Annotated in this window: 18 protein-coding genes; 15 read left to right on the forward strand and 3 right to left on the reverse strand. The window is 37.3% G+C overall.

Annotated elements, in window-relative coordinates:
• Window positions 1–23: 23 nt before the first annotated feature.
• Window positions 24–1403, reverse strand: coding sequence for an FAD-dependent oxidoreductase (locus B1B04_RS16460; protein ID WP_079562504.1), 1380 nt, complete (start codon window positions 1401–1403; stop codon window positions 24–26).
• 126 nt (window positions 1404–1529) lie between these two features.
• Here B1B04_RS16460 and B1B04_RS16465 point away from each other — a divergent pair, with 126 nt between their 5' ends.
• The 3 genes from B1B04_RS16465 to B1B04_RS16475 all read left to right on the forward strand — a co-directional run bounded on the left by B1B04_RS16465 (window position 1530) and on the right by B1B04_RS16475 (window position 5953).
• A complete protein-coding gene (locus B1B04_RS16465; protein ID WP_079562505.1) occupies window positions 1530–2195 on the forward strand; it encodes a DsbA family oxidoreductase in 666 nt (221 codons plus the stop codon).
• 452 nt (window positions 2196–2647) lie between these two features.
• Window positions 2648–3271, forward strand: coding sequence for an FMN-dependent NADH-azoreductase (locus B1B04_RS16470; RefSeq protein WP_079562506.1), 624 nt, complete (start codon window positions 2648–2650; stop codon window positions 3269–3271).
• A gap of 327 nt (window positions 3272–3598) precedes the next feature.
• Window positions 3599–5953: a bifunctional 2',3'-cyclic-nucleotide 2'-phosphodiesterase/3'-nucleotidase gene (locus B1B04_RS16475; RefSeq protein ID WP_079562507.1), complete on the forward strand. Its 2355-nt coding sequence runs from the start codon at window positions 3599–3601 to the stop codon at window positions 5951–5953.
• Between the two features lie 258 nt (window positions 5954–6211).
• Here the strand turns inward: B1B04_RS16475 and B1B04_RS16480 are convergent, their stop codons facing one another.
• Window positions 6212–6484: a DUF2500 domain-containing protein gene (locus B1B04_RS16480; RefSeq protein WP_079562508.1), complete on the reverse strand. Its 273-nt coding sequence runs from the start codon at window positions 6482–6484 to the stop codon at window positions 6212–6214.
• 648 nt (window positions 6485–7132) lie between these two features.
• On the opposite strand from B1B04_RS16480, the gene B1B04_RS16485 reads away from it, so the two are divergent.
• The 12 genes from B1B04_RS16485 (at window position 7133) to B1B04_RS16540 (ending at window position 19702) form a co-directional block, all read left to right on the forward strand.
• Window positions 7133–7438 (forward strand): winged helix-turn-helix transcriptional regulator, encoded by a 306-nt coding sequence (locus B1B04_RS16485; protein ID WP_079562509.1) that lies wholly within the window; start codon window positions 7133–7135, stop codon window positions 7436–7438.
• 224 nt (window positions 7439–7662) lie between these two features.
• Window positions 7663–8577, forward strand: coding sequence for a UDP-N-acetylmuramate dehydrogenase (gene murB, locus B1B04_RS16490; RefSeq protein WP_079562510.1), 915 nt, complete (start codon window positions 7663–7665; stop codon window positions 8575–8577).
• Between the two features lie 56 nt (window positions 8578–8633).
• Window positions 8634–9389 carry an exodeoxyribonuclease III gene (locus B1B04_RS16495; protein WP_079562511.1) on the forward strand — a complete coding sequence of 252 codons (756 nt, stop codon included), beginning with the start codon at window positions 8634–8636 and terminating at the stop codon, window positions 9387–9389.
• A gap of 308 nt (window positions 9390–9697) precedes the next feature.
• Window positions 9698–12061 carry a penicillin acylase family protein gene (locus B1B04_RS16500; protein WP_079562512.1) on the forward strand — a complete coding sequence of 788 codons (2364 nt, stop codon included), beginning with the start codon at window positions 9698–9700 and terminating at the stop codon, window positions 12059–12061.
• Between the two features lie 381 nt (window positions 12062–12442).
• Window positions 12443–12814 carry an ArsR/SmtB family transcription factor gene (locus B1B04_RS16505; protein ID WP_079562513.1) on the forward strand — a complete coding sequence of 124 codons (372 nt, stop codon included), beginning with the start codon at window positions 12443–12445 and terminating at the stop codon, window positions 12812–12814.
• Complete coding sequence (locus B1B04_RS16510) at window positions 12795–14921, forward strand: heavy metal translocating P-type ATPase (protein WP_079562514.1); 2127 nt, start codon at window positions 12795–12797, stop codon at window positions 14919–14921. Before B1B04_RS16505 ends, B1B04_RS16510 begins: the two co-directional genes overlap by 20 nt.
• A 167-nt stretch (window positions 14922–15088) precedes the next feature.
• Window positions 15089–15388 carry a late competence development ComFB family protein gene (locus B1B04_RS16515; protein ID WP_368483752.1) on the forward strand — a complete coding sequence of 100 codons (300 nt, stop codon included), beginning with the start codon at window positions 15089–15091 and terminating at the stop codon, window positions 15386–15388.
• A gap of 437 nt (window positions 15389–15825) precedes the next feature.
• Complete coding sequence (gene mntR, locus B1B04_RS16520; protein WP_079562516.1) at window positions 15826–16245, forward strand: transcriptional regulator MntR; 420 nt, start codon at window positions 15826–15828, stop codon at window positions 16243–16245.
• Between the two features lie 113 nt (window positions 16246–16358).
• Window positions 16359–17216, forward strand: a complete 858-nt coding sequence (locus B1B04_RS16525; RefSeq protein WP_079562517.1) for a CvfB family protein — start codon at window positions 16359–16361, stop codon at window positions 17214–17216.
• Window positions 17217–17392: 176 nt separating this feature from the next.
• On the forward strand, window positions 17393–18307 hold the full coding sequence (locus B1B04_RS16530; protein WP_079562518.1) for a DUF1002 domain-containing protein: 915 nt from the start codon (window positions 17393–17395) through the stop codon (window positions 18305–18307).
• A gap of 186 nt (window positions 18308–18493) precedes the next feature.
• The gene (locus B1B04_RS16535) at window positions 18494–18775 is read left to right on the forward strand and encodes a GNAT family N-acetyltransferase (RefSeq protein WP_079562519.1); all 282 of its coding nucleotides are present in this window, start codon (window positions 18494–18496) and stop codon (window positions 18773–18775) included.
• Between the two features lie 618 nt (window positions 18776–19393).
• Complete coding sequence (locus tag B1B04_RS16540; protein ID WP_079562520.1) at window positions 19394–19702, forward strand: hypothetical protein; 309 nt, start codon at window positions 19394–19396, stop codon at window positions 19700–19702.
• 13 nt (window positions 19703–19715) lie between these two features.
• On the opposite strand, the gene B1B04_RS16545 is transcribed toward B1B04_RS16540, so the two are convergent.
• Complete coding sequence (locus tag B1B04_RS16545; protein WP_079562521.1) at window positions 19716–20861, reverse strand: MFS transporter; 1146 nt, start codon at window positions 20859–20861, stop codon at window positions 19716–19718.
• Window positions 20862–20930: the final 69 nt, after the last annotated feature.

The raw sequence follows: 20930 nt of genomic DNA on the forward strand, positions 1-20930 counted from the left end.
AAACGAGCGTTTTAACGCATTTATTAATCTAGCTTTAAAGGGTGCACAGCAGGACCTTCAAGAACTTCCCCTTTGGCATTAAAGCGAGAGCCGTGACAAGGGCAATCCCAAGTTTCATCGGCTTCATTCCATTTTGTTTTACAACCTAAATGCGTGCAAGTTGGTGTATTTGCACGTTTCACATAACCTGTTACGAATTCTTTGGCTACAAAACCTCCTACCTTTAGCATCTGCATAAATTGAGCACCAAATTTCGTACGTGTTGGTGAATAAAGAGGAATGGCGCCATCTTCATTCCCAGCACCTGTTATTAAGGAGGATAATAGATCTCCGGCTACAAAAGAATTGGAAATGCCCCATTTTCGATAGCCAGTTGCAATGAAAACATTAGGCAAGGACGGTGTAATCCTGCCAACATACGGGACCATATCAGGTGTTTCGATGTCCTGCGCAGACCAGCGATAGATAGAATCCTGATCGAAGTGAGCCTTCATTTCATTTTGAATAGCATCATAATAGGGCTGGGTATTGGTTGTTTCACCTGCAATATGATTAGCGCCACCTAATACTAAATAATGCTCATCGTTAATGGTAGCTGTTCGAATAGAGCGTGTAGGATTATCTACACATAAGTATTGACCTTGTAGTGTATCAGTAATTTTACCAGCAACCATATAGGAGCGACTGTTAGAAAGTTTGAAAAGATGTAGTCCTCTAAAGGCTTCGATTGGATAGTGTGAGCATAAAATAAGCTTGTTGTATTGAACCGACATGTCATTTGCGGTATGTAAGCTATTTTGTGGTATGTTTAATTGCTGAACACGGGTATTTGTATAGATTTTTGCGCCCATTGATAATGCTTCTTTTACAAGGAAATTACACACTTCTACAGGATGAATTTGTGCTTGCTGGGACATGCTGAGTGCTTTTTTAATTGGAAAGGGAAGCTCTGTGTCAGTAGTGATTTTCGCCTTAATATTTAATACTTTATAGGCATTCCATTCTTTTAATAATTGGGCGTAGCCTTCTTTTGTTTGGCAATAAAGCAATGAATCTACTTGTTGAATACTTTCTTTAGGGAGTAGCTGTAATGCTTTTTCTACAGCTATTTGATTGAGCTGATAATAAAGCCTCGCTTCATCTACAGAAAGTTTTTCAATAAGGTTGGCATAAACTAAGCTATGCTGTGCAGTTAGTTTTCCTGTTGAATGACCAGTCGTACCATGACCGATATGGGAATTTGCCTCAAGTAAGACTACATCTACACCTGATTTTGCTAAGACATATGCTGTATATAGTCCCGTCAAGCCTCCGCCAATAATACATACATCACAAGTTGTTGATGCAGGAAGGGATGGTAAGGAGACGGGATCAATTGTTCCGAGCCAAAGAGATTGTGTCATACATAACCCTCACATTGTTTTTACGTTCAGTATGTAGATTGATTTGAGAAATTATGCAATGAAGCATAAAAATTGCCTTGTAATCATTACTATCGCTACAATGTAGCAAAAGGAGCGTGACTAACTATGAAAATTGAAATCTGGTCAGATTATGTATGTCCGTTTTGTTATATTGGCAAAAAGCAATTAGAGCAAGCGATTGAGGAAACTGGTTTTGCAGGGCAGGTAGAGCTCGTTTATAAAAGCTATCAGCTTGACCCAACAACACCTGTGGATACAAATGTGTCTACGTATGAAGCATTGGCGAAAAAGTATGGGATGTCGCTAGAAAAAGCGAAAGAAATGACGCAAGGTGTTGCGGCTCGTGCAAAAGAAGTTGGCCTAGATTATAACTTTGATCATTCAATGGAAGAAAATACTTTAAAAGCACATCGGCTAGTGAAATGGGCAGAACAACAAGGGGATGTTTCAGCGCTTGTTGAAGCACTATTATACAATTATTTTATTGAAGCAAAGCGAATTGGTCAGGATGATGTATTAATCGATATTGCCGAGCAAGTAGGTTTAAATCGTGAAGAAGTTGCAAAGGTTCTTGCTAACGACGATTTTAAAACAGAGGTAGAGACTGATATACAAGAAGGGCTACAACTGGGCGTACGAGGGGTACCGTTCTTTGTATTAAATCGTAAGTACGGTATTTCTGGAGCACAACCTCAAGAAGTATTTGAAGAAACTTTACGTAAAGTTGCCGAAGAAGAAGGCTTACAACCAGAATTAAAGATGGCAGGCTAAGGAGACGGTGGAGTTTGTACGGACGATAGCTGTAAATTTTAACTTTGTTGGAGCAAATCAAGAGCTGATAAGATTAGTAAGTCTATTCATATCTAATATATATACTTTAATAGCTAATTATAAAAAGGGATGACCTGTGCAAAAACGCATATCATGTGGAAAAATTGACCTTCGTTACGACTGGGTAACTCCTTGGGATTAGCGATTTAGAGGAACTAATGCTAAGAGCATCACGTCCTGTGATAACGCCTTCGTGACCAACATCCTGCTACAAAGCACCCAGTCGGAACGGAAATCAACCCTTCGTTATGGTGTGAATATTATGAAATATCCGCATTTCGGTCAAAAGTCTTAGTATACTAACGTTGACTTTTTACACAAAGTTTTTTAATATATTCATATATCTTGAATTCGAGATATTAAACTTTGAAATTTAAGGGAGAATTTATATAATGAATGTATTAGTAGTAAAAGCAAACAACCGTCCAGACGGTATTTCAACAAAAATGTACGACACATTTATGGAAAATGTACAAGGTGTCAACGTAACGACTTTTGACGTATTCGCAGAAGATATGCCTTATTTCGGTCAAGATCTTTTCAATGCTTTTGGTAAAGTTCAAAACGGTGAAACGTTAACTGACATTGAATCACGTCTTTTAGCTGCAAAACAAAAAGCTATGGATGTTTTAACTGCAGCTGATGTTGTCGTATTTGCTTTCCCACTTTGGAACTTAACAATCCCAGCGAAATTACAAACTTTCATTGACTATGTATTCCAGGCTGGTTATACATTTAAATATAATGAAAACGGTCAATTAGAAGGCTTAATGACTGACAAAAAAGTAGTTATTTTAAATGCTCGCGGTGGTTACTACTCTGCACCTGAAGCACAACCAATGGAAATGTCAGTTAACTACATCAAAAATGTTGTTGGCATGTTCGGTATGGAAATTATCGAAGAGGTTATCATTGAGGGCCATAACGCTTCACAAGATAAAGCGCAAGAAATTATTGCAAATGGCCTAGAAGCGGTTAAAAAAGTAGCTCAATCTTTACAAACTGTAACTGCATAATAAATACTATTCTCTAGCGTATTGATTAGGGAAATATAGTAATTCTTTTAAAAAAAGTTCTCTCTAATTTGAGAGAACTTTTTTTTATTCATAGAGGTACGGTAGTGGTAAGGAGGTCTAACCCATTGGTACTCTGCATGTGCTTCGAATTTACATTTACTAACATGTGGTTGTATAAATGATATTAATCTATTATTTTCAGAAGAAGAGTTTTGCTATTCGTTTAAAAATACATACAATTGGGACTATTTATTCAATTAAATTATTAATTAGTATAATATAATAAAAACCGTAGGAAAATATTAGATTTATAAGGAGGTTGTTACCATGGGTAAAAAGTTTATTACTAAATTCTTAGCGATGTTACTCGTTCTATTCGCGGTATTACCATTTGGACTATCTGCGAATGCTGCATCAAACGATGTGACACGCGGGGATTACGTGAAAGAATTAGTAGAAAGCTTAAATGTAGGGCTAGGGGATGGTTCTAAAACTGCCTTTACTGACATCTCTAAGGAGTTAGCTCCGTATGTAGAAAAGGCAGTGGAACTGAATCTTATTAAAGGTAAAACGGCGACGTTGTTTGGTCCAAATGATAAATTGACACGACAACAAGCATTCGTTATTTCTGCTCGTGGATTAGCCAAAGATAACGCACCACTTTCTGTATTAGATAAGTTTAAAGATGCGGATCAAATTGCTAAAGCACATAAGCAAGATTTAGCAAATGCTGTTGCAGCAAACTTATTACAAGGCTTTGGGGATAACACAATTCGTCCGCGTGCCTATGTAACAACTGAGCAAATGCAAAGTATTATTAAACGCTTTGTAGCCGAATACAAATTATCAACATCTACAGTAAATCTTCAAATTTTAGGAACAACAGATATTCATACAAATCTTGCTAATTACAATTATTTCTTAGATGCTGAATCAGCTGATGTAGGTCTAGCAAACACGGCTACATTAATTGAACAGGCTCGTAAGGAGAACCCAAATACATTATTATTTGATAATGGTGATTTAATTCAAGGAACGCCACTAGGCTCTTATAAAGCGTTAGAGAATCCTTTGAAACCAGGTGAGGTTCATCCAGCAATAGCAGCACTAAATGCACTGAAATATGATGGAGGAACTTTAGGAAATCACGAGTTCAACTATGGTTTAAAGTTTTTAGATGAAGTATTAAATGATGCAAAATATCCAGTCGTAAATGCAAACACATACGACGCTAAAACAAAAAAGCGTATGTACACACCGTACGTAATTCTTAATAAAGAGGTAGTAGACAATACAGGTAAAAAGCACACGCTTAAAGTGGGTGTTACAGGGATTGTACCTACGAAAATTGTTGAATGGGATGCTATTCATTTAGCAGGCAAAGTAGAAATGCAAGAACCAGTTGAAGCGGTGAAAGAAGTTGTACCAGAAATGCAAAAAGCAGGTGCAGACGTAATTGTAGTACTTTCACATTCAGGTATTGGTGAAGATACTTACGAAAAAGGTAACGAAAACGTTGGGTACCAAATCTCTGAGATTAAAGGTGTCGATGCTTTAATTACAGGTCACTCTCATTTGACATTCCCAGGCGACTATAAAAATCTGAAAAATGTCGATCAAGAAAAAGGGACAATTAACGGTGTTCCAACTGTAATGGCAGGAAGCTATGGTAGCTATCTTGGAGTTATTGATTTACAACTAGAACAAAAAGGCGCTAAATGGGTTGTGAAGGATGGACAAGGTTCTATCCGTTCTATCAAACAAGAAGGCCTAAAACCATCTAAAACAGTTTTAAATGTAATTAAAGAAGCGCATGAAGGTACGTTAAAGTATATTCGTCAGCCTGTTGGTGAGACAACTGCACCAATCCATAGCTACTTCTCAATGGTTCAAGACGATCCTTCTATTCAAATTGTGACACAAGCTCAAAAATGGTTTATTGAAAAAGAATTAAAAGGTACTGCTGATGAAAACATCCCGCTTCTTTCAGCTGGTGCGCCTTTCAAAGCGGGATCTCGAAATAACCCTGCAGATTACACAAACATTCCTGTAGGTCCACTAGCGATTAAAAATATGGCAGACATCTATTATTACGATAATACGCTTGCAACGATTAAAGTAACAGGTGCGCAAGCTATTGAATGGTTAGAAATGGCTGCTGGTGTTTTTGCAACAATTGATCCAAAACAAACTAAAGAACAAAATATTATTGACCCAGAGGCACGTTCTTACAATTTTGATGTATTAGATGGCTTAACTTATCAAATTGATGTTACATCACCTGCGAAATATGATAGTCGAGGTATTTTACTAGATGAAAAAGCAAATCGTATTAAAAACGTGCAATACAACGGTAAACCAATCGATCTAAAACAAGAATTTATTATCATTTCGAACAACTACCGTGTTGGTGGTTCTTATGGTGCTACATTTAAAAAGGCAGATGGCTCTAACTTAACAAACTATGCTTATGAAAATCGCCAAGCTGTCATTGACTACATTATGACAAACAAAACAATTAATCCTGCTGCGGATAACAATTGGTCATTTGTACCGTTCCCAGCAAATACAAAAGTTATTTACAATTCTGCAAAGGATGCACAAAAAGTCATTCCGGCAGGTAGCAGTATCGAATATTTAGGCGATACTGAAGGCGGCTTTGGTAAATATTTAATTAAGTAATAATGAAATGTTAAAAAGGAGAGGGCGTTGTTAAACGCTGCTCTCCTTTTTTGTCGTTCAAATGCATGATAATGTGTTCCTTGAAATGATAGTAAGCCAAAGTCACCATCTGTGAGCTGTCCATAATCACGACCATTCATTTTTAACTTATTTCAGCGGTTGTCCAAACATCCGCTGAAATAAGTTAAAGCCTCCGGCGGATGTCAAAGAATCGGAAGGAAGTTCTTTGTGCAAGCACAAAGCCGATTCCGGGCGCAATTATGCCGAGGCATAATTGATCTCTAGACGAACGCTACTTTGTACTTCAAACGTGACATAGTACGATGTATGTGCACTAGAGTTACCAGAACCTCCACTAGTATTAGACCGTTTTGTTACGGCTTTAGCGGGTACTGTTAGTAATGGTTCATTGTTGTTTTTTGACCATTGTAAAGTACTTTTAATAATAGAAAATGCGATAACACCGAATACGATAAAAAACATCATTGAAATAAAAGTGTGTCCTGAAGAGAATTCATCAAACCCTACCATAGTCCTCCGTTCTACGAAATATTGGCTTGAAGTTGTTATAAAGGAAATACTTCAAGATCCACTACGGCAATTCACCACCTGTTTCTAGGAGAGTATTATAAAATTCAATCTGTGCCTTCATCAGGAATCCATTCTTCTTGCGCCCATGGATTTACACTGTTCCCTGTATATACTGTTGTAAAAACAATCGATGGGCTTTGTTAGATCCTTAATAGTTAAATTTCCATGTAAAGCAAACTTTTTATCTTCTAATTGTTCAATATATGTAGACGTAAATAAAATTTTTGTAAATATAAAAAATAAGCTTCTTAAAAGTCATTACAGTACGGTAACTTTTCTTCTAACAGAGGGGAATAGTCATAATAATAAAATCATGTGCATCTATATAGAAATAAGTGGCCATTTTTATTAAATAATAAGCTACCATGACTACGCTCTGATTGAGCAGCCGTGGCTAATTTTTTATGCCATCAGTAGCTTTGATACGATGTTAAAGCAAAAGATAATGCCAAAAATGAAAAAACATTTCAAGTTACATTTAGTAATCAAATAAGAAAAGGTAAATAGATTACTTGTAGTAAATAAGTTACTTCAAATTTACTTTTTTAAAAATTATCGTTACAATAGAGTACATAAGAGGTGAAAAAAATGAGTGAGTCAAATTTATGTCCTCGTTTAGCTAAAGCTATGGATTTAATTGGAAAACGCTGGACAGGGCTGATTTTATATCAATTATTAGATGGACCACAGCGCTTTAATGAGATTGAAAATGCATTACCTGTAAGTGGTCGTTTATTATCCGAACGTTTAAAAGAGCTAGAAAAAGAAGGGCTTGTTGAAAGAAAAGTATATTCAGAAGTACCAGTGCGTGTTGAATATTCTTTAACGGATAAAGGTTGGGCACTAGAAGGAGCAATCCGCAATATCGAATTGTGGGCAACGAGTTGGCTGTAAAAGTGTGAAGTCTATCTCGAAATTTCTGATGGGTAGATAAACATTGGACATATGTAATATAATGACCATGAATTTTTTTTATCCTATTCATCGGCTCTGCACGGAGAGTCTCGTTACCTATTAAGGCGAGATAAAAATTACCCTTCATTTTTACTTGTCAAATTAGGGTTCTAAATCCATACTAGTGTAGAGTAAGAAAGGACGTTAGAAAGGAATTAGCTTTTATGACAAAAGAACAATGGGCGGCGGATTTAGCACAGAGCGTTAATCCGGCCAATATTAAGTTGAATGAATCATTACAGCAATATACTATGACAAAATTAGGTGGTAAAGCGGATGTTTTCGTTCTCGCTGAAACAGAGGAAGAGGCAGCAACGGTTATTCGCTATGCTTACAAAAATAATATACCTTTATTAATGTTAGGTAATGGATCAAATATGGTCGTTCGTGATGGCGGTCATCGAGGGATCGTTGTTACATTTTCGTTTTTAGATGAAATTCGCATTAATGGTGACCATGTTTATGCGCAAAGTGGTGCACTTATAAAAGATGTATCGAAACTGGCAGCAGCAGCATCTTTAACAGGTTTTGAATTTGCTTGTGGTATTCCTGGCTCAGTTGGTGGGGCTATGGCAATGAATGCCGGTGCATATGGCGGTGAAATTAAGGATATTATTATTTCATCGAAAGTGCTAACAAAAGAAGGCGAAATTTTAATACTATCAAAAGAAGATCTTGAACTTGGTTATCGTCAAAGTATCATTGCCAAGAAAGGATACTATGTATTATCATCCGAATTTCAATTAGCAAAAGGTGTACAGGAAGAAATTGATGCAAAAATTGCTGATTTAACGTTTCAGCGAGAATCTAAGCAGCCGTTAGAATACCCATCTGCAGGGAGCGTTTTTAAGCGCCCACCTGGTCACTTTGCTGGTAAGCTTATTCAAGATAGTGGCTTACAAGGAAAAGGCGTTGGTGATGCAGAGGTATCAACGAAGCATGCAGGCTTTATTGTTAATAAAGGTAATGCAACGGCTACTGAATATATTGCAACAATTCAAATGGTACAACGAGAAGTTAAAGAAAAGTTTGGCATCGATTTAGAAACAGAAGTAAAAATCGTTGGTGACGACTTATAGAATACTACGCCCTTCGCTAATGGTGGAGGGCGTTTTTTGAGGAGTGAAAACAGAAAATGAAGTTTATATCTTGGAATGTTAATGGAATTCGAGCCTGCTTAGGTAAAGGGTTTTTAGATTTTTTCAATCATGTAGATGCAGATTTTTTCTGTATTCAAGAAACAAAGTGTCAGGCTGAACAAGTGGAAATCTCACTTGAGGGATATGGGCAGTATTGGAATTATGCACAGAAGAAAGGTTATTCAGGTACAGCTATTTTTACAAAGCATACACCAATTTCAGTACGTTATGGCGTTGGTGAGGATGAATCACAGGAAGAGGGGAGAATTATTACACTTGAGTATGAAGATTTTTACTTAGTGAATGTTTATACCCCAAATTCACAACGTGATTTAGCTAGATTACCTTTTCGTTTAGAATGGGAGGATCGATTAGCGCTTTATTTAAAAGAACTAGATTCCAAGAAACCTATAGTTTACTGTGGTGATTTAAATGTCGCACATATGGAAATTGACTTAAAAAATGCAAAATCGAATAATGGTAATTCAGGTTTTACATTTGAAGAACGTGCAAAAATGACGGAGCTATTGGCAAGTGGTTTTGTAGATTCATTCCGCTATATGTATCCAGATACAACAGATCACTATACATGGTGGTCCTATATGAATAAAGTACGCGAGCGCAATATCGGATGGCGTATTGACTACTTTATTGTTTCGGAGAGACTAAAAAACAACATTAATGTGGCGAGTATTCATTCACATATTATGGGCAGTGATCATTGTCCAATCGAATTACAGCTTAATAACTAGTATCTATGAAAAATAAAATGGTCAAGGAATCTTTGTGAAAGCGTAGCGGCAGCTACAAATGGTTTAACTGTGCGAAAGCGAAGCGACAGCAACAACAACAACAAAGCGCCCAGCCGGAACGGAAATCAACCCCTTATTTTACAGAAAAAATGACAACTTAATTTTACTGATACAATAGTTTTTCAACAACATAAAAAATCGTATTTTCTAAAAGGAAATACGATTTTTTTTATACTGCAAAGCAATTAACATTAAACTTCGAATCTTTAAAAGGTAAAAGAATATATTGCAAAAAGGGGGGGGGAGATGTGAGAAAGTTGACATGGAAAAAATGGCTTCTGGCTATAGCGGGATGTTTAGCTATAGTAGTTATTGTCGCATTTATCGGATTTACCTGGTTTATGAATAAATCAAAACCAGTAATTGATGGAGAACTTTCATTGAGTGTGCTAGATGAAGATGTAACTGTCACAAGGGATGACAAGGGGATCCCCCATGTTTTTGCTAAGACAGATGCAGACTTGTATCGTGCGCAAGGCTATGTGCAAGCGCAGGATCGGCTGTTTCAAATGGATTTAGCGCGAAGACAAGCTAGCGGTCGCTTGTCGGAAATAATCGGTGAGGCAACTGTTGATACGGATAAATTTTTCCGAACATTTAGCTTGCGGGATGCAGCTGAAAAATCATTAGGTACCTATGATCCAGAAAGCAGGCAGGTACTTGAGTGGTATACAGATGGCGTCAATGCTTTTATTGCACAGGCAAAGAAAAATAAAACATTAAGCTATGAATTCTCATTACTAGGTTACGAACCTGAGGACTGGTCCGTTATAGACTCTCTTACTATTGGTAAATATATGGCCTATGACTTAGGTGGTAATTGGAATACGCTTGCGTTCCGACATTGGGCTTTACAAAACTTTGATGAAGAAAAAGCTAAAGAATTATTTATAAAGTATCCTAAAAACGCTTCATCTATTATCGAGGCGAATAAAGAAAATCCAGTAGCTGTGGCAGGGCGTTTTAATGCAGTTCTGTTGCCAAATGAATTTAACGGTAGTAATAACTGGGTTGTATCTGGGCAGAAAACAAAAAATGGTACGCCGATTTTAGCGGATGATCCACATTTAGGATTAAGTACACCGTCTATTTGGTATCAAATGCATTTACAATCTCCTGAGCAAAATGTTAGTGGCGTAATCTTTGCGGGTATTCCAGGTATTATTTTAGGACACAACGATAACATTGCGTGGGGTGTTACGAATGTTGGACCTGATGTACAGGATTTATATATAGAAATGCCTAATCCGAATAATCCAACACAGTTCCGCTATGACGGCAAGTGGGAGCAAGCGGAGGTACGTGATGAACCGATTAAGGTAAAGGACGGGGAAACGGTAGATTATGAAGTTGTAGTCACACGTCACGGCCCAATCATGACAGATTTAGCCTTTAAAGATACTGAGCCTACAGCACAATTTTCAATGCAGTGGACGGCACTGCAACCAACGACAGAGCTACGTGCAATACTAGGCTTCAATAAAGCGAAATCCTGGAATGGATTTGAAAAAGCTTTAGAGGATTTTAAGGCACCGGCTCAAAACTTTGTCTTTGCATCAAAAGACGGCACGATTGCTTATAAAGCGAATGGTCAAATTCCAATTCGAAAACAAGGAGACGGGCAATTACCGGTACCAGGTGATTCTAGTGACTATGGATGGGAAGGCTTTATCCCGTGGGATGAGCTCCCAACTGTAGTAAATCCTGATGAAGGATTTATTGCGACAGCAAATAATGAAGTTATTGGGGAAGAATATCCTTATCACATAACAGATTTCTGGGCACAGCCTTATCGTTTTGAGCGCATTAATGAAGTTTTAGAGGCGAATGATTCGTTAACAGTGGAAGATATGATGAATTTACAAATGGATCAGCACAACCTATATGCTCGTGAGTTTCTACCATATTTATTACCATCGATAAAAGCACAAGATAAAGATGGGAAATATAAAGATGTTATAAAATTATTAGAGAATTGGGATATGGTAGATGCAAAGGATTCTGGTGCACCATTAGTGTTCCATACGTTAATGGAGAAGTTACAAGAAGTGTTATTTAAAGATCAGATGCCAGAAGATATGTTTGAATTAATGTATGGGAAATTTAATATTACAGACCAGCTTTTACGTACAGCTTATGCAGGTAAGAAAAGTATATGGATTGAGGAACAGGGCGGAGTAGATGCAACTGTTTACAAGGCATTAGAGCTCACTGTCACACAAATAGAAGATCAATTCGGAAAAAATGCTTCGAAATGGAAGTGGGGCGATTTCCATCAGCTTACCTTTGACCATACATTAGGTAAAGCTTCACCAATTCTTGCGGCATATTTTAATGCTAAAAAGGTTCCTATTGGAGGCTCGAAGGTTACTGTTCAAGCTGCTGATAATGATTTAGCTGGAAATGTTACTCACGGAGCATCATGGCGCTTTGTAGTAGATGTCGGTGATTTAAGCGCAGCTTATCATATCGTGGGTCCAGGACAGAGTGGACATGTAAAATCTGCTTGGTATCAAGATCAAGTAATGGATTGGGCTAATGGAGATTATCATCAAACGTATGTGAGGAAAGATGATATTAAAGGTAAAACGTTACGATTAAAAGCAAAATAGGATAAGAGGCTATAAGTATCTATAGGGTTTTATATTAAGACAACATGGTTTCTCGGCAAAGCGAGGGGGTGATTTCCGTTCCTCTAAATCGCTGATCCCCAAAGAGTCGCTCAGTCGGAACGAAGATCAACCGCTTAGCATGCCTTATTCATCTCAACTTTGTTTAATATGTCACCATAATTTCATTATCGCAATAACATGCAAAGCTATCACATTGGAGTGATAGCTTTTTTACTTTTATATTTATTAGTTAGCAATTTATATAAAGACATTTTTTCAACTTGTGATATAAATCATTTACATTCAAATATTCGTTTGAATATGATGGAATATTATGTTATGGTGAAAACAATCAAACAAACATTTGAATGAGGTGAAGAAATGCCAAAAGAAATATGTGAAATAACATGTGTCCATGAAGAAGCAGTCATTAAAGTACAACAGCAAATGCCAGATTTATCGAGAGTAGCAAAGTTTTTAAAGGCATTATCTGATGAAACAAGACTTAAAATTGCGTATGCTTTAACGGTCGAAGATGAATTATGTGTTTGCGATGTTGCCTCCATTATCGGTTCGTCAGTAGCAACAGCATCGCATCATTTACGATATTTAAAAGATAATAACTTAGCGAAGTCATATCGAAAAGGAAAGCAAATGTACTACTCTTTAGCTGATGAACATGTGTATCAAATTGTAACGGTTGCTTACGAACATGTGAAAGAGGGGATTGGAAATGGCAGCGACACCAACTAAACAAGAATATAGGCTACAAAACTTATCCTGTGCTAGCTGTGCAGCAAAGTTCGAAAAAAACGTGAAGGCTATTCCAGAGGTTCAGGATGCACAAGTGAATTTCGGCGCTTCTAAAATAACAGTTATTGGTGATATTAACGCTGATCAACTTGAAGAAGCAGGTGCTTTCGATGGCATAAAAGTATCCCAATCAACGGCAAGAACAATTGAAAAATCAACACCTTTTTATCGAAAAACTGAAAATATATTAGCTGGAATCTCTTTGTTATTCGTAGTGCTTGGATATATGTTTGGAACAATGCGTGGTGAAACGGACCCGCTAACTATTGGGATGTTTATTATCGCAATTCTAGTTGGGGGAATTGGAATTTTTAAAACGGGCTTCCGCAATCTAGCGCGCTTTGAATTTGATATGAAGACGCTGATGACTATTGCTGTAATAGGTGCAGCCATTATTGGGGAGTGGGAAGAAGCGGCTGTTGTTGTCTTTTTATTCGCAGTAAGTGAAGCGCTTGAGGCGTATTCAATGGATAAAGCGCGTCAATCGATTCGTCAGCTCATGGATATAGCTCCTCCTACAGCGACGATAAAACGTGCACATGGCGAGCATTTTCATGAGATGGAGCTACCGACTGAGGAGATTGAAATTGGTGACATTTTAATCGTTAAACCTGGTCAGAAGATTGCTATGGACGGAATTGTAGTGAGTGGGTTGTCAGCGGTGAATCAGGCAGCGATTACTGGTGAATCTATTCCAGTCAGTAAAACAGTCGACGACGAAGTATTTGCAGGAACACTAAATGAAGAAGGAGCCTTAGAGGTTCGTGTGACAAAGCGAGTAGAGGACACAACAATTGCCAAAATCATTCATCTTGTTGAAGAAGCACAGGCAGAAAAAGCACCTTCACAGCAGTTCGTTGATCGCTTTGCGAAATATTACACGCCTGCAATTATGCTTGTTGCTTTACTTGTAGCGGTTCTACCACCTTTATTTATAGGTGATTGGCAGCATTGGATTTACCAAGGGTTGGCGGTCCTTGTTGTAGGGTGTCCATGTGCATTAGTCGTTTCTACACCAGTTGCTATTGTTACTGCAATCGGGAACGCAGCTAGGCAAGGTGTTCTTATTAAAGGTGGTATTCATTTAGAGCAGCTTGGTCATATTGAAGCAATTGCATTTGATAAAACAGGTACACTTACAAAAGGTCAACCTGCTGTAACAGATATTTTAACATCGCAGGAAATGTCTGAAGATTATGTTTTACAGCTAGTAGCAGCTGTTGAAAAACAATCCCAGCACCCATTAGCTAAAGCTATTTTACAGGCATTGCATGAGAAAGATTTGACAGAGTTTATACCAACAGACTTTCAATCCGTAACAGGCAAGGGTGCCTATGCGACGGTCGACGGTCAAATAATCTATGTAGGAAGCTTAAAATGGATTGCTACATTAACAACTGTTGATGAAATGATACAAGAACAGGTGCATAAACTTCAACAACAGGGGAAAACAGTTGTAGCAGCGGTTAGTAATGATCAGTTTATTGGGATGATTGGTATTGCTGACCAATTACGTCAAGAAAGTAAAGATGTCTTAAATAAATTAAATGGTTTAAAAGTGAAGCATAAAGTTATGCTAACAGGTGATGCAGAGCCAACAGCACAGGCAATTGCCACTTCTTTAAATATGACAGATGTTAGAGCAAGTTTATTACCAGCAGAAAAATTAATGGCCATTAAAGATTTACGTGCACAGTTTGGTGCAGTGGCGATGGTAGGAGATGGTGTCAATGATGCACCTGCACTTGCCGCAGCGGATGTTGGTATTGCAATGGGAGGCGCTGGCACCGATGCAGCACTGGAAACTGCGGATATCGCTTTAATGAGCGACGATTTAACGAAGCTACCGTATACAATTGGCTTAAGTAGAAAAACATTACGTATCATTAAAGAGAACATTATATTTGCACTAGCCCTAAAATTAGTTGCCCTGTTACTTGTTATCCCAGGATGGCTAACATTATGGATTGCAATCTTTGCAGATATGGGTGCTACATTACTAGTTGTGTTGAATTCATTACGATTAATCAAATCTAAGAAATGGTAAATAAGATATAATCCGGTGGAAGTGTATAGAAAAAAAGTCATTCTGAGGAGCTAGTGATATTAATGGTATAGATATTACTAGCGATTCTTGAAAAAAAACTTTGTTAACGCTATTATGGTTTCAGGAATATTGTAACAATTAAATATAAATGAGGCGAAGGTTTGAATATGTCAGATCCTATTTTAGTAAATGTTACAGAGGAAATTGTGCGTGGTTTAGTAAGTTTTCTACTACGAGGACCGGAATATCAAACATTTTGTAAATGTGAAATCTGTGAACTTGACGCAGTGGCACTTACACTGAATGTATTGCCAAGCAAGTATGTTACATCTATGGAATCCCGAGATGAAGCATTCAAAGTGATGAATACTCCTGAAAATATCGAACGGATCAATAAAGAGATTATTCATGCATTACATGTGGTAAATAAGTATCCTCGACATAAGGAAGAACCAACTTCTATATGAAGTTGGTTCTTCACGTTTTTGAAAAACTATTGGGTCAACGAAGATGTCAATAGAGTATGTTTTTTGCAAAGCGAGGGTTGATTCCGTTCCGACTGGGCGCTTTGTAGCACCGATATTGGTCACGAAGGCATTATCACAGGACGTGATGCTTTTAGCCTTCGTTCCTCTATATCGCTAATCCCCGAGGAGTCGCCCAGCCTCCACTCCAATCAACTTCTTCACTTAACGAGTATTTCACACAAATTTAGAATGATAAAAAGCAAAATCAGCCACAAATGTTTTTTGTGCGAAAGCGAAGCGACAGCAACAAATAATTTTGCCAGGCGCAATTTATGTTACGCATGTATTGTTTTTCGGGCATATGTATTTTCAGTTAACTTTTAAGGCAAGCTTGTAGTAAACTAGAGAGTAAGAAAAGGAAAGAGAGGGAATAGGATATGCCAACACCTAGTATGGAGGACCATATCGAACAAATATATTTATTAATCACTAATAAAGGGTATGCTCGTGTGTCTGACATTGCTGAAGCATTATCTGTTCTTCCTTCTTCTGTTACAAAAATGGTTCAAAAATTAGATAAAGATGGTTATTTAGTTTATGAAAAATACCGTGGCCTTACATTGACACCTAAAGGAGAAAAGCTTGGAAAACGTCTTGTACAGCGCCATGAGCTTCTAGAGCAATTTTTGCGAATCATTGGTGTAGATGAAGAGCGAATATACAATGATGTAGAAGGTATCGAACATCATTTAAGTTGGAATTCAATCGATCGAATTGCGGATCTTGTACAGGTAATGGAAGAAAATCCGGACATCGCGAAAAAACTAGAGGCATCTAAAACCCATCATAACTTTTAATTTCTATCAGCGAATGATTTTGTAGCGAAAGCAAAGCGACAGCTACAGATGTTAAAGCCTTCGGCGGATAAGTTTTTTTGCGAAAATGATGGTAAGAAGGAAAGGAAGACAATATGAACGAATTAAAATCAGGTGAAGTTGTTACATTAACTGTGTTAGAGCAACAAGCATCGAAATGGATCTTAACAAATGGAGTTGACGAACTGCCCTTAAATGCTTCAGAGGTAACAGAGCCACTTGCAGTAGGTGACCGCCTTGAAGTATTTTTATTTGCAGATCGTCGTGGTGATTTAGCAGCTACAACAGCTATCCCATCTTTCGTACAAGGGGAATATGGCTGGGCTCGTGTTCTAAAAGTAGTCGAGCGTGAAGGGGCTTTTGTAGATATCGGTACTTCACGCGAGGTGCTAGTAAAAGCTGAAGATTTACCTGCAATAAGCGAACTTTGGCCAGCACCAGGCGACCATTTATTTATGACATTGCGCACAGATCGCAATGGTGATTTATTTGGGCGTTTGGCAACTGAAGAAAAAATTTCGGAATTATATGAAGGTGCATTTGAAGACATGCACAATAAAAACATTAAGGCACGTCCATATCGTTTATTACCAGTTGGCTCGTTTTTATTAGGTGTAGACATTCCGTACCGTATCTTTGTCCATGAATCAGAGCGTAATGAAGAACCTCGTCTGGGACAAGATGTTGTTGTTCGTATTATTGATGTAAAAGATGAGGGTACGATGAATGGTTCACTTTTACCACGTAAACATGAGCGTATTTCAGGTGATGCGCAAAGAATTTTAAATTACCTACAAGAGGTAGGAGGAAGAATGCCATTTGGCGATAAGTCCTCACCAGATGAAGTTCAAGAAATGTTTAACATGAGTAAAGGTGCATTTAAACGAGCGTTAGGTACACTTATGAAAGCTGGTAAAGTGAAACAGCAGGATGGTTGGACAGAGGAAATTTAGTGTAGAGGACATTCTTCTACACTAAGAGTATGAACGACTACTAAATGAAATTAAAGAAAATGACGAGAGCCTTTTGAAACCTTCTCGTCTTTTTTTCGTACTAATAATTGTTTAGTAATTGATTGGCATGTATTTTACAGGCCAAATGAGTTTTTGGACGAAAGGGGTCACACAATTTGAAAAAAACGTGGATAAAAATACTAACAGCGACAATGTTAGTTTTTGGCGTGATGGCACCCGCAACAGGTTTTGCGGCTGATAATACGCCACCTAAAGCAATTGATGAAAAATTAGGAGTACCGATTGTCGTATATGGTGCAAACTTATCTGAGGCTGAAAAAGAGTCTGTTAAAAAGTCATTAAAAGTGAACGAAGAGCCTGAAGTTGAAGAAATAACAGTATCAGGTCAAGACTTAGCTAAATATATTAAAGATAGTAATTCAAGTTCTCGTATGTATTCTTCTGCCAAAATCACGCGTAAAAATGCAGGAGAAGGATTAGTTATTGAAATTGTTACACCATCAAACATTACACAGGTTACATCTGAAATGTATGCAAATGCCATGCTAACTGCAGGTATTGAAGATGCAACAGTACAGGTGGCTGCGCCTAAAGCAGTAACAGGTCATTCAGCGCTTGTGGGAATATATAAAGCTTACGAAGTAACAACAGGTGAAAAGCTTGATACTGAGCGTACAGATGTTGCAAATGACGAGCTATCAGTAGCAACTACTCTTACGCAATCGGCAGGAGTGGAAGATGCCAAGGTTGCAGAGTTACTAACAGAAATCAAAAAAGAAATTGCAGAATCAAAGCCAGCGACCAAAGAAGAAGTTGAAAAGATTGTGCAAGAGCAATTAAACAAGCTTGAAATTAATTTAAGTGATAAGGACCGTCAATTGCTAGTTGATTTGATGAACAAGATTAGTAAACTAGATATTGATTTTGGTAAATGGTCTGAACAATTAGATGATATTAGCAGTACGATTAAAGAAAAATTTGGATCAATAATGGAAGATAAAGGATTCTGGGAAAGTGTGAAAAATTTCTTTGCTAATTTAAAGGATACAATCGCATCATGGTTTAATTAATCTGGACGCAATTACGCCAAGGCAAAATTGATAGAAAAGAATCTGCAACATTTTCTCCTGATTGCTAGAGAAAGTGAGCGGATTCTTTTATTTTTCTATAAGGTTTATATTTTTTAAAAGTGCCACCCACTAGCTTTGTAAAAGTATAAAAAGCTATGGTACTATGATAAAAAGGAGTGGTGAGAAATGGAATTTCAATTACAACAGCAAGCGGATAAAAAGCATGCTTTTGTTTATGAGCAAGAAGGGGAAAGATTAGCGGAAATTACATGGCAGCAAAAGGGTCAAGTAATGGTCATGGATCACACATATGTATCAGATAAGCTCCGTGGCCAAGGGGTGGCCAAAAAATTGTTGGATCATGCCGCAGCGTATGCACGTGAACAGGGCAATAAAATGGAAGCGGTTTGTTCTTATGTAGTTGCAGCATTTGAAAAATCCGATGCTTACAATGATGTAAAACAATAAAGATAAGGCAATCTGCTTATTAATAAGCGGATTGCCTTTTAACTTCTTTCAGTAAATGTTTTTGTAAAACATTTACTGAAAGAAGTTAAATCCTCCGGAGGATGTCACAGAATCGGAAAGGAGTTCTTTGTGCTTGCACAAAGCCGATTCTGGACCGCAATTACGCCAAGGCATAATTGATTTTTTATAGACCATTCATGCAGCTCCTTACAGTAAAATACTATAAATTAGTATTGTTAAGATGCCTGCTCCACCTACTAAGGAAGCCATGTCTACCCAATCATATACTGAATCTAAATCTTTCATGATAATCACTCTCCTGTTATTAGTATAAATTCATTAATTCCCTTTACTTGTCCTTTGTAATCATAAAAAATCACAAAAATATTGTAATTATGAAAAAAATGCTTACCATGAAATTTTGTAGAAGAATAATTAACTATTTGCGAAAAAATATAGATGTACTAAGAAATGTGTTTATATTATGGAAGCGAAGGGGAATAGATGACTCTCTCTTTATATATGCTGTAACGTATATAAAAATTATGTTTAGTCCTCAAAAAATAGGGAAAAGATATATTACAGAGCTAGTTTTTATTTTTTTGGGAGGGATTTATAATGGCGAAACGTAAAGGATCAGGTGTTATGCTAGTAGGGTTAACATTAGCAGCATCTTATTTAAGTAAAAAAGAAAACCGAGATAAAGCATTGAGTATGTTTAATAATGCAAAATCTAAAGTAGCATCTTATTTGAATACAACGAATATGGAGATGCCTGAACACATTACAGAGCGTATATCTACTGAAGTAGCGACAGAAGCCGGAACGTCTCCAACAAAAATAGCTTCAAATGAAATGGTTGCTGAAGGTGGAGGGCATACAGGTATCCATTACTTTAATGGAGAAATTCAGGAACAAGAGAAATAACAACAAAACCTTCTCATTTTACGTGAGAAGGTCTTTTTTGTGTACATATGATGATCATTGCAAATACTAATAATACAATTCCGGTAAATATAAAGCCACTGACAATACCTAGTGAGAGCCATCCGAGTAATGAGGAACCTAGGACAACTCCTAGTGAGAAGAAGGCATAAAAATAACCATAGGCTTTTCCGCGGACTTCTGCCGTCGTAGAGTCGATTAAAAGTGAATTGACTGATGGGAATAAGAAGCCAAACCCGATTCCATAGCAAGCCATTGCAATATAAAGTAACGTACTTGAATCTGCCTGACTAATTAATAATTGACTGATCCCCATTAAACCTATACCAAGTGATAATGTTTTGATGGGAGCAACCTTATCGAAAATACGGTTAGTAGGCAAAATAAATATGAGAACAGCAATAATACCAAATGTACTCATCAAAGTCCCACTTAAACGTGAATCAAAGCCTAAAGAGTGGACTTTTAGTGGAAGGAGATAGGCAATAACTCCTTGAGAAAACATTAAAAAGAATGCACTGGTGAAGGCTTTCAATGTCCCTGGATTATTAAAAAGTACATAAAAGGGAATGTTTGCAGTTGGAGCAGACTTTTCTTTTTTTACTTGATTTGATTTTAGTAAAAAGAAGGCAAGTATCCCTAATAAGAGCATAAAGCATGCAGTTATATTAAAAACGAATGGTACGCTAGTACGGCTCGCTAAAATTCCGCTAAATGCAGGACCGATTATTGCAGCGATACCAACAAATGCTCCAGAGATAGCACTGCCCTTACCTCTCTTTTCTTGCTCAGTAGCATTCGCTAAAAATGTGAAAGCAGCAGGAACGATAAAGCCCGCAACTAATCCATGTACAAAGCGGACTACTAATAGAATAATAGGATCTTCTACAAAATTATAAAGGAATAGTGAAAGGCCTGTCGTTAAGAGACCTAGGATTAAAATAACGAATGGTCCTTTACGATCTGTTAAAAAACCAGAGATAACATTACCAAATGTATTGGAAAGGGAATACATACCTACTGCTAGGCCGGTAATGAAGGCTGATGCCCCTAAGGATTCTGCATATGTACTCATGACAGGAAGTTGAGTAAATAGGTCGAAAAACGAAAAGAATATAATCAAATAAATAAGTTTCTTCATAGCTCCTCCGATACAAAATTATATGTTAATGAGAATGAATATCACTCTTATTATACCATTTTCGACAAA

It is taken from the genome of Lysinibacillus sp. KCTC 33748, from assembly GCF_002237755.1.
GTDB lineage: Bacteria > Bacillota > Bacilli > Bacillales_A > Planococcaceae > Lysinibacillus.

What these genes read in the sequence shown, in the direction of transcription:
- B1B04_RS16510 (WP_079562514.1), top strand. Translation starts at nt 12,795, where the DNA reads ATGGCAGCGACACCAACTAAACAAGAATATAGGCTACAAAACTTATCC.
- B1B04_RS16480 (WP_079562508.1), bottom strand. Translation starts at nt 6,484, where the DNA reads ATGGTAGGGTTTGATGAATTCTCTTCAGGACACACTTTTATTTCAATG.
- B1B04_RS16540 (WP_079562520.1), top strand. Translation starts at nt 19,394, where the DNA reads ATGGCGAAACGTAAAGGATCAGGTGTTATGCTAGTAGGGTTAACATTA.
- B1B04_RS16465 (WP_079562505.1), top strand. Translation starts at nt 1,530, where the DNA reads ATGAAAATTGAAATCTGGTCAGATTATGTATGTCCGTTTTGTTATATT.
- B1B04_RS16545 (WP_079562521.1), bottom strand. Translation starts at nt 20,861, where the DNA reads ATGAAGAAACTTATTTATTTGATTATATTCTTTTCGTTTTTCGACCTA.
- B1B04_RS16460 (WP_079562504.1), bottom strand. Translation starts at nt 1,403, where the DNA reads ATGACACAATCTCTTTGGCTCGGAACAATTGATCCCGTCTCCTTACCA.
- B1B04_RS16475 (WP_079562507.1), top strand. Translation starts at nt 3,599, where the DNA reads ATGGGTAAAAAGTTTATTACTAAATTCTTAGCGATGTTACTCGTTCTA.
- B1B04_RS16485 (WP_079562509.1), top strand. Translation starts at nt 7,133, where the DNA reads ATGAGTGAGTCAAATTTATGTCCTCGTTTAGCTAAAGCTATGGATTTA.
- B1B04_RS16535 (WP_079562519.1), top strand. Translation starts at nt 18,494, where the DNA reads ATGGAATTTCAATTACAACAGCAAGCGGATAAAAAGCATGCTTTTGTT.
- B1B04_RS16525 (WP_079562517.1), top strand. Translation starts at nt 16,359, where the DNA reads ATGAACGAATTAAAATCAGGTGAAGTTGTTACATTAACTGTGTTAGAG.
- B1B04_RS16470 (WP_079562506.1), top strand. Translation starts at nt 2,648, where the DNA reads ATGAATGTATTAGTAGTAAAAGCAAACAACCGTCCAGACGGTATTTCA.
- murB (WP_079562510.1), top strand. Translation starts at nt 7,663, where the DNA reads ATGACAAAAGAACAATGGGCGGCGGATTTAGCACAGAGCGTTAATCCG.
- B1B04_RS16515 (WP_368483752.1), top strand. Translation starts at nt 15,089, where the DNA reads ATGTCAGATCCTATTTTAGTAAATGTTACAGAGGAAATTGTGCGTGGT.
- B1B04_RS16505 (WP_079562513.1), top strand. Translation starts at nt 12,443, where the DNA reads ATGCCAAAAGAAATATGTGAAATAACATGTGTCCATGAAGAAGCAGTC.
- B1B04_RS16495 (WP_079562511.1), top strand. Translation starts at nt 8,634, where the DNA reads ATGAAGTTTATATCTTGGAATGTTAATGGAATTCGAGCCTGCTTAGGT.
- mntR (WP_079562516.1), top strand. Translation starts at nt 15,826, where the DNA reads ATGCCAACACCTAGTATGGAGGACCATATCGAACAAATATATTTATTA.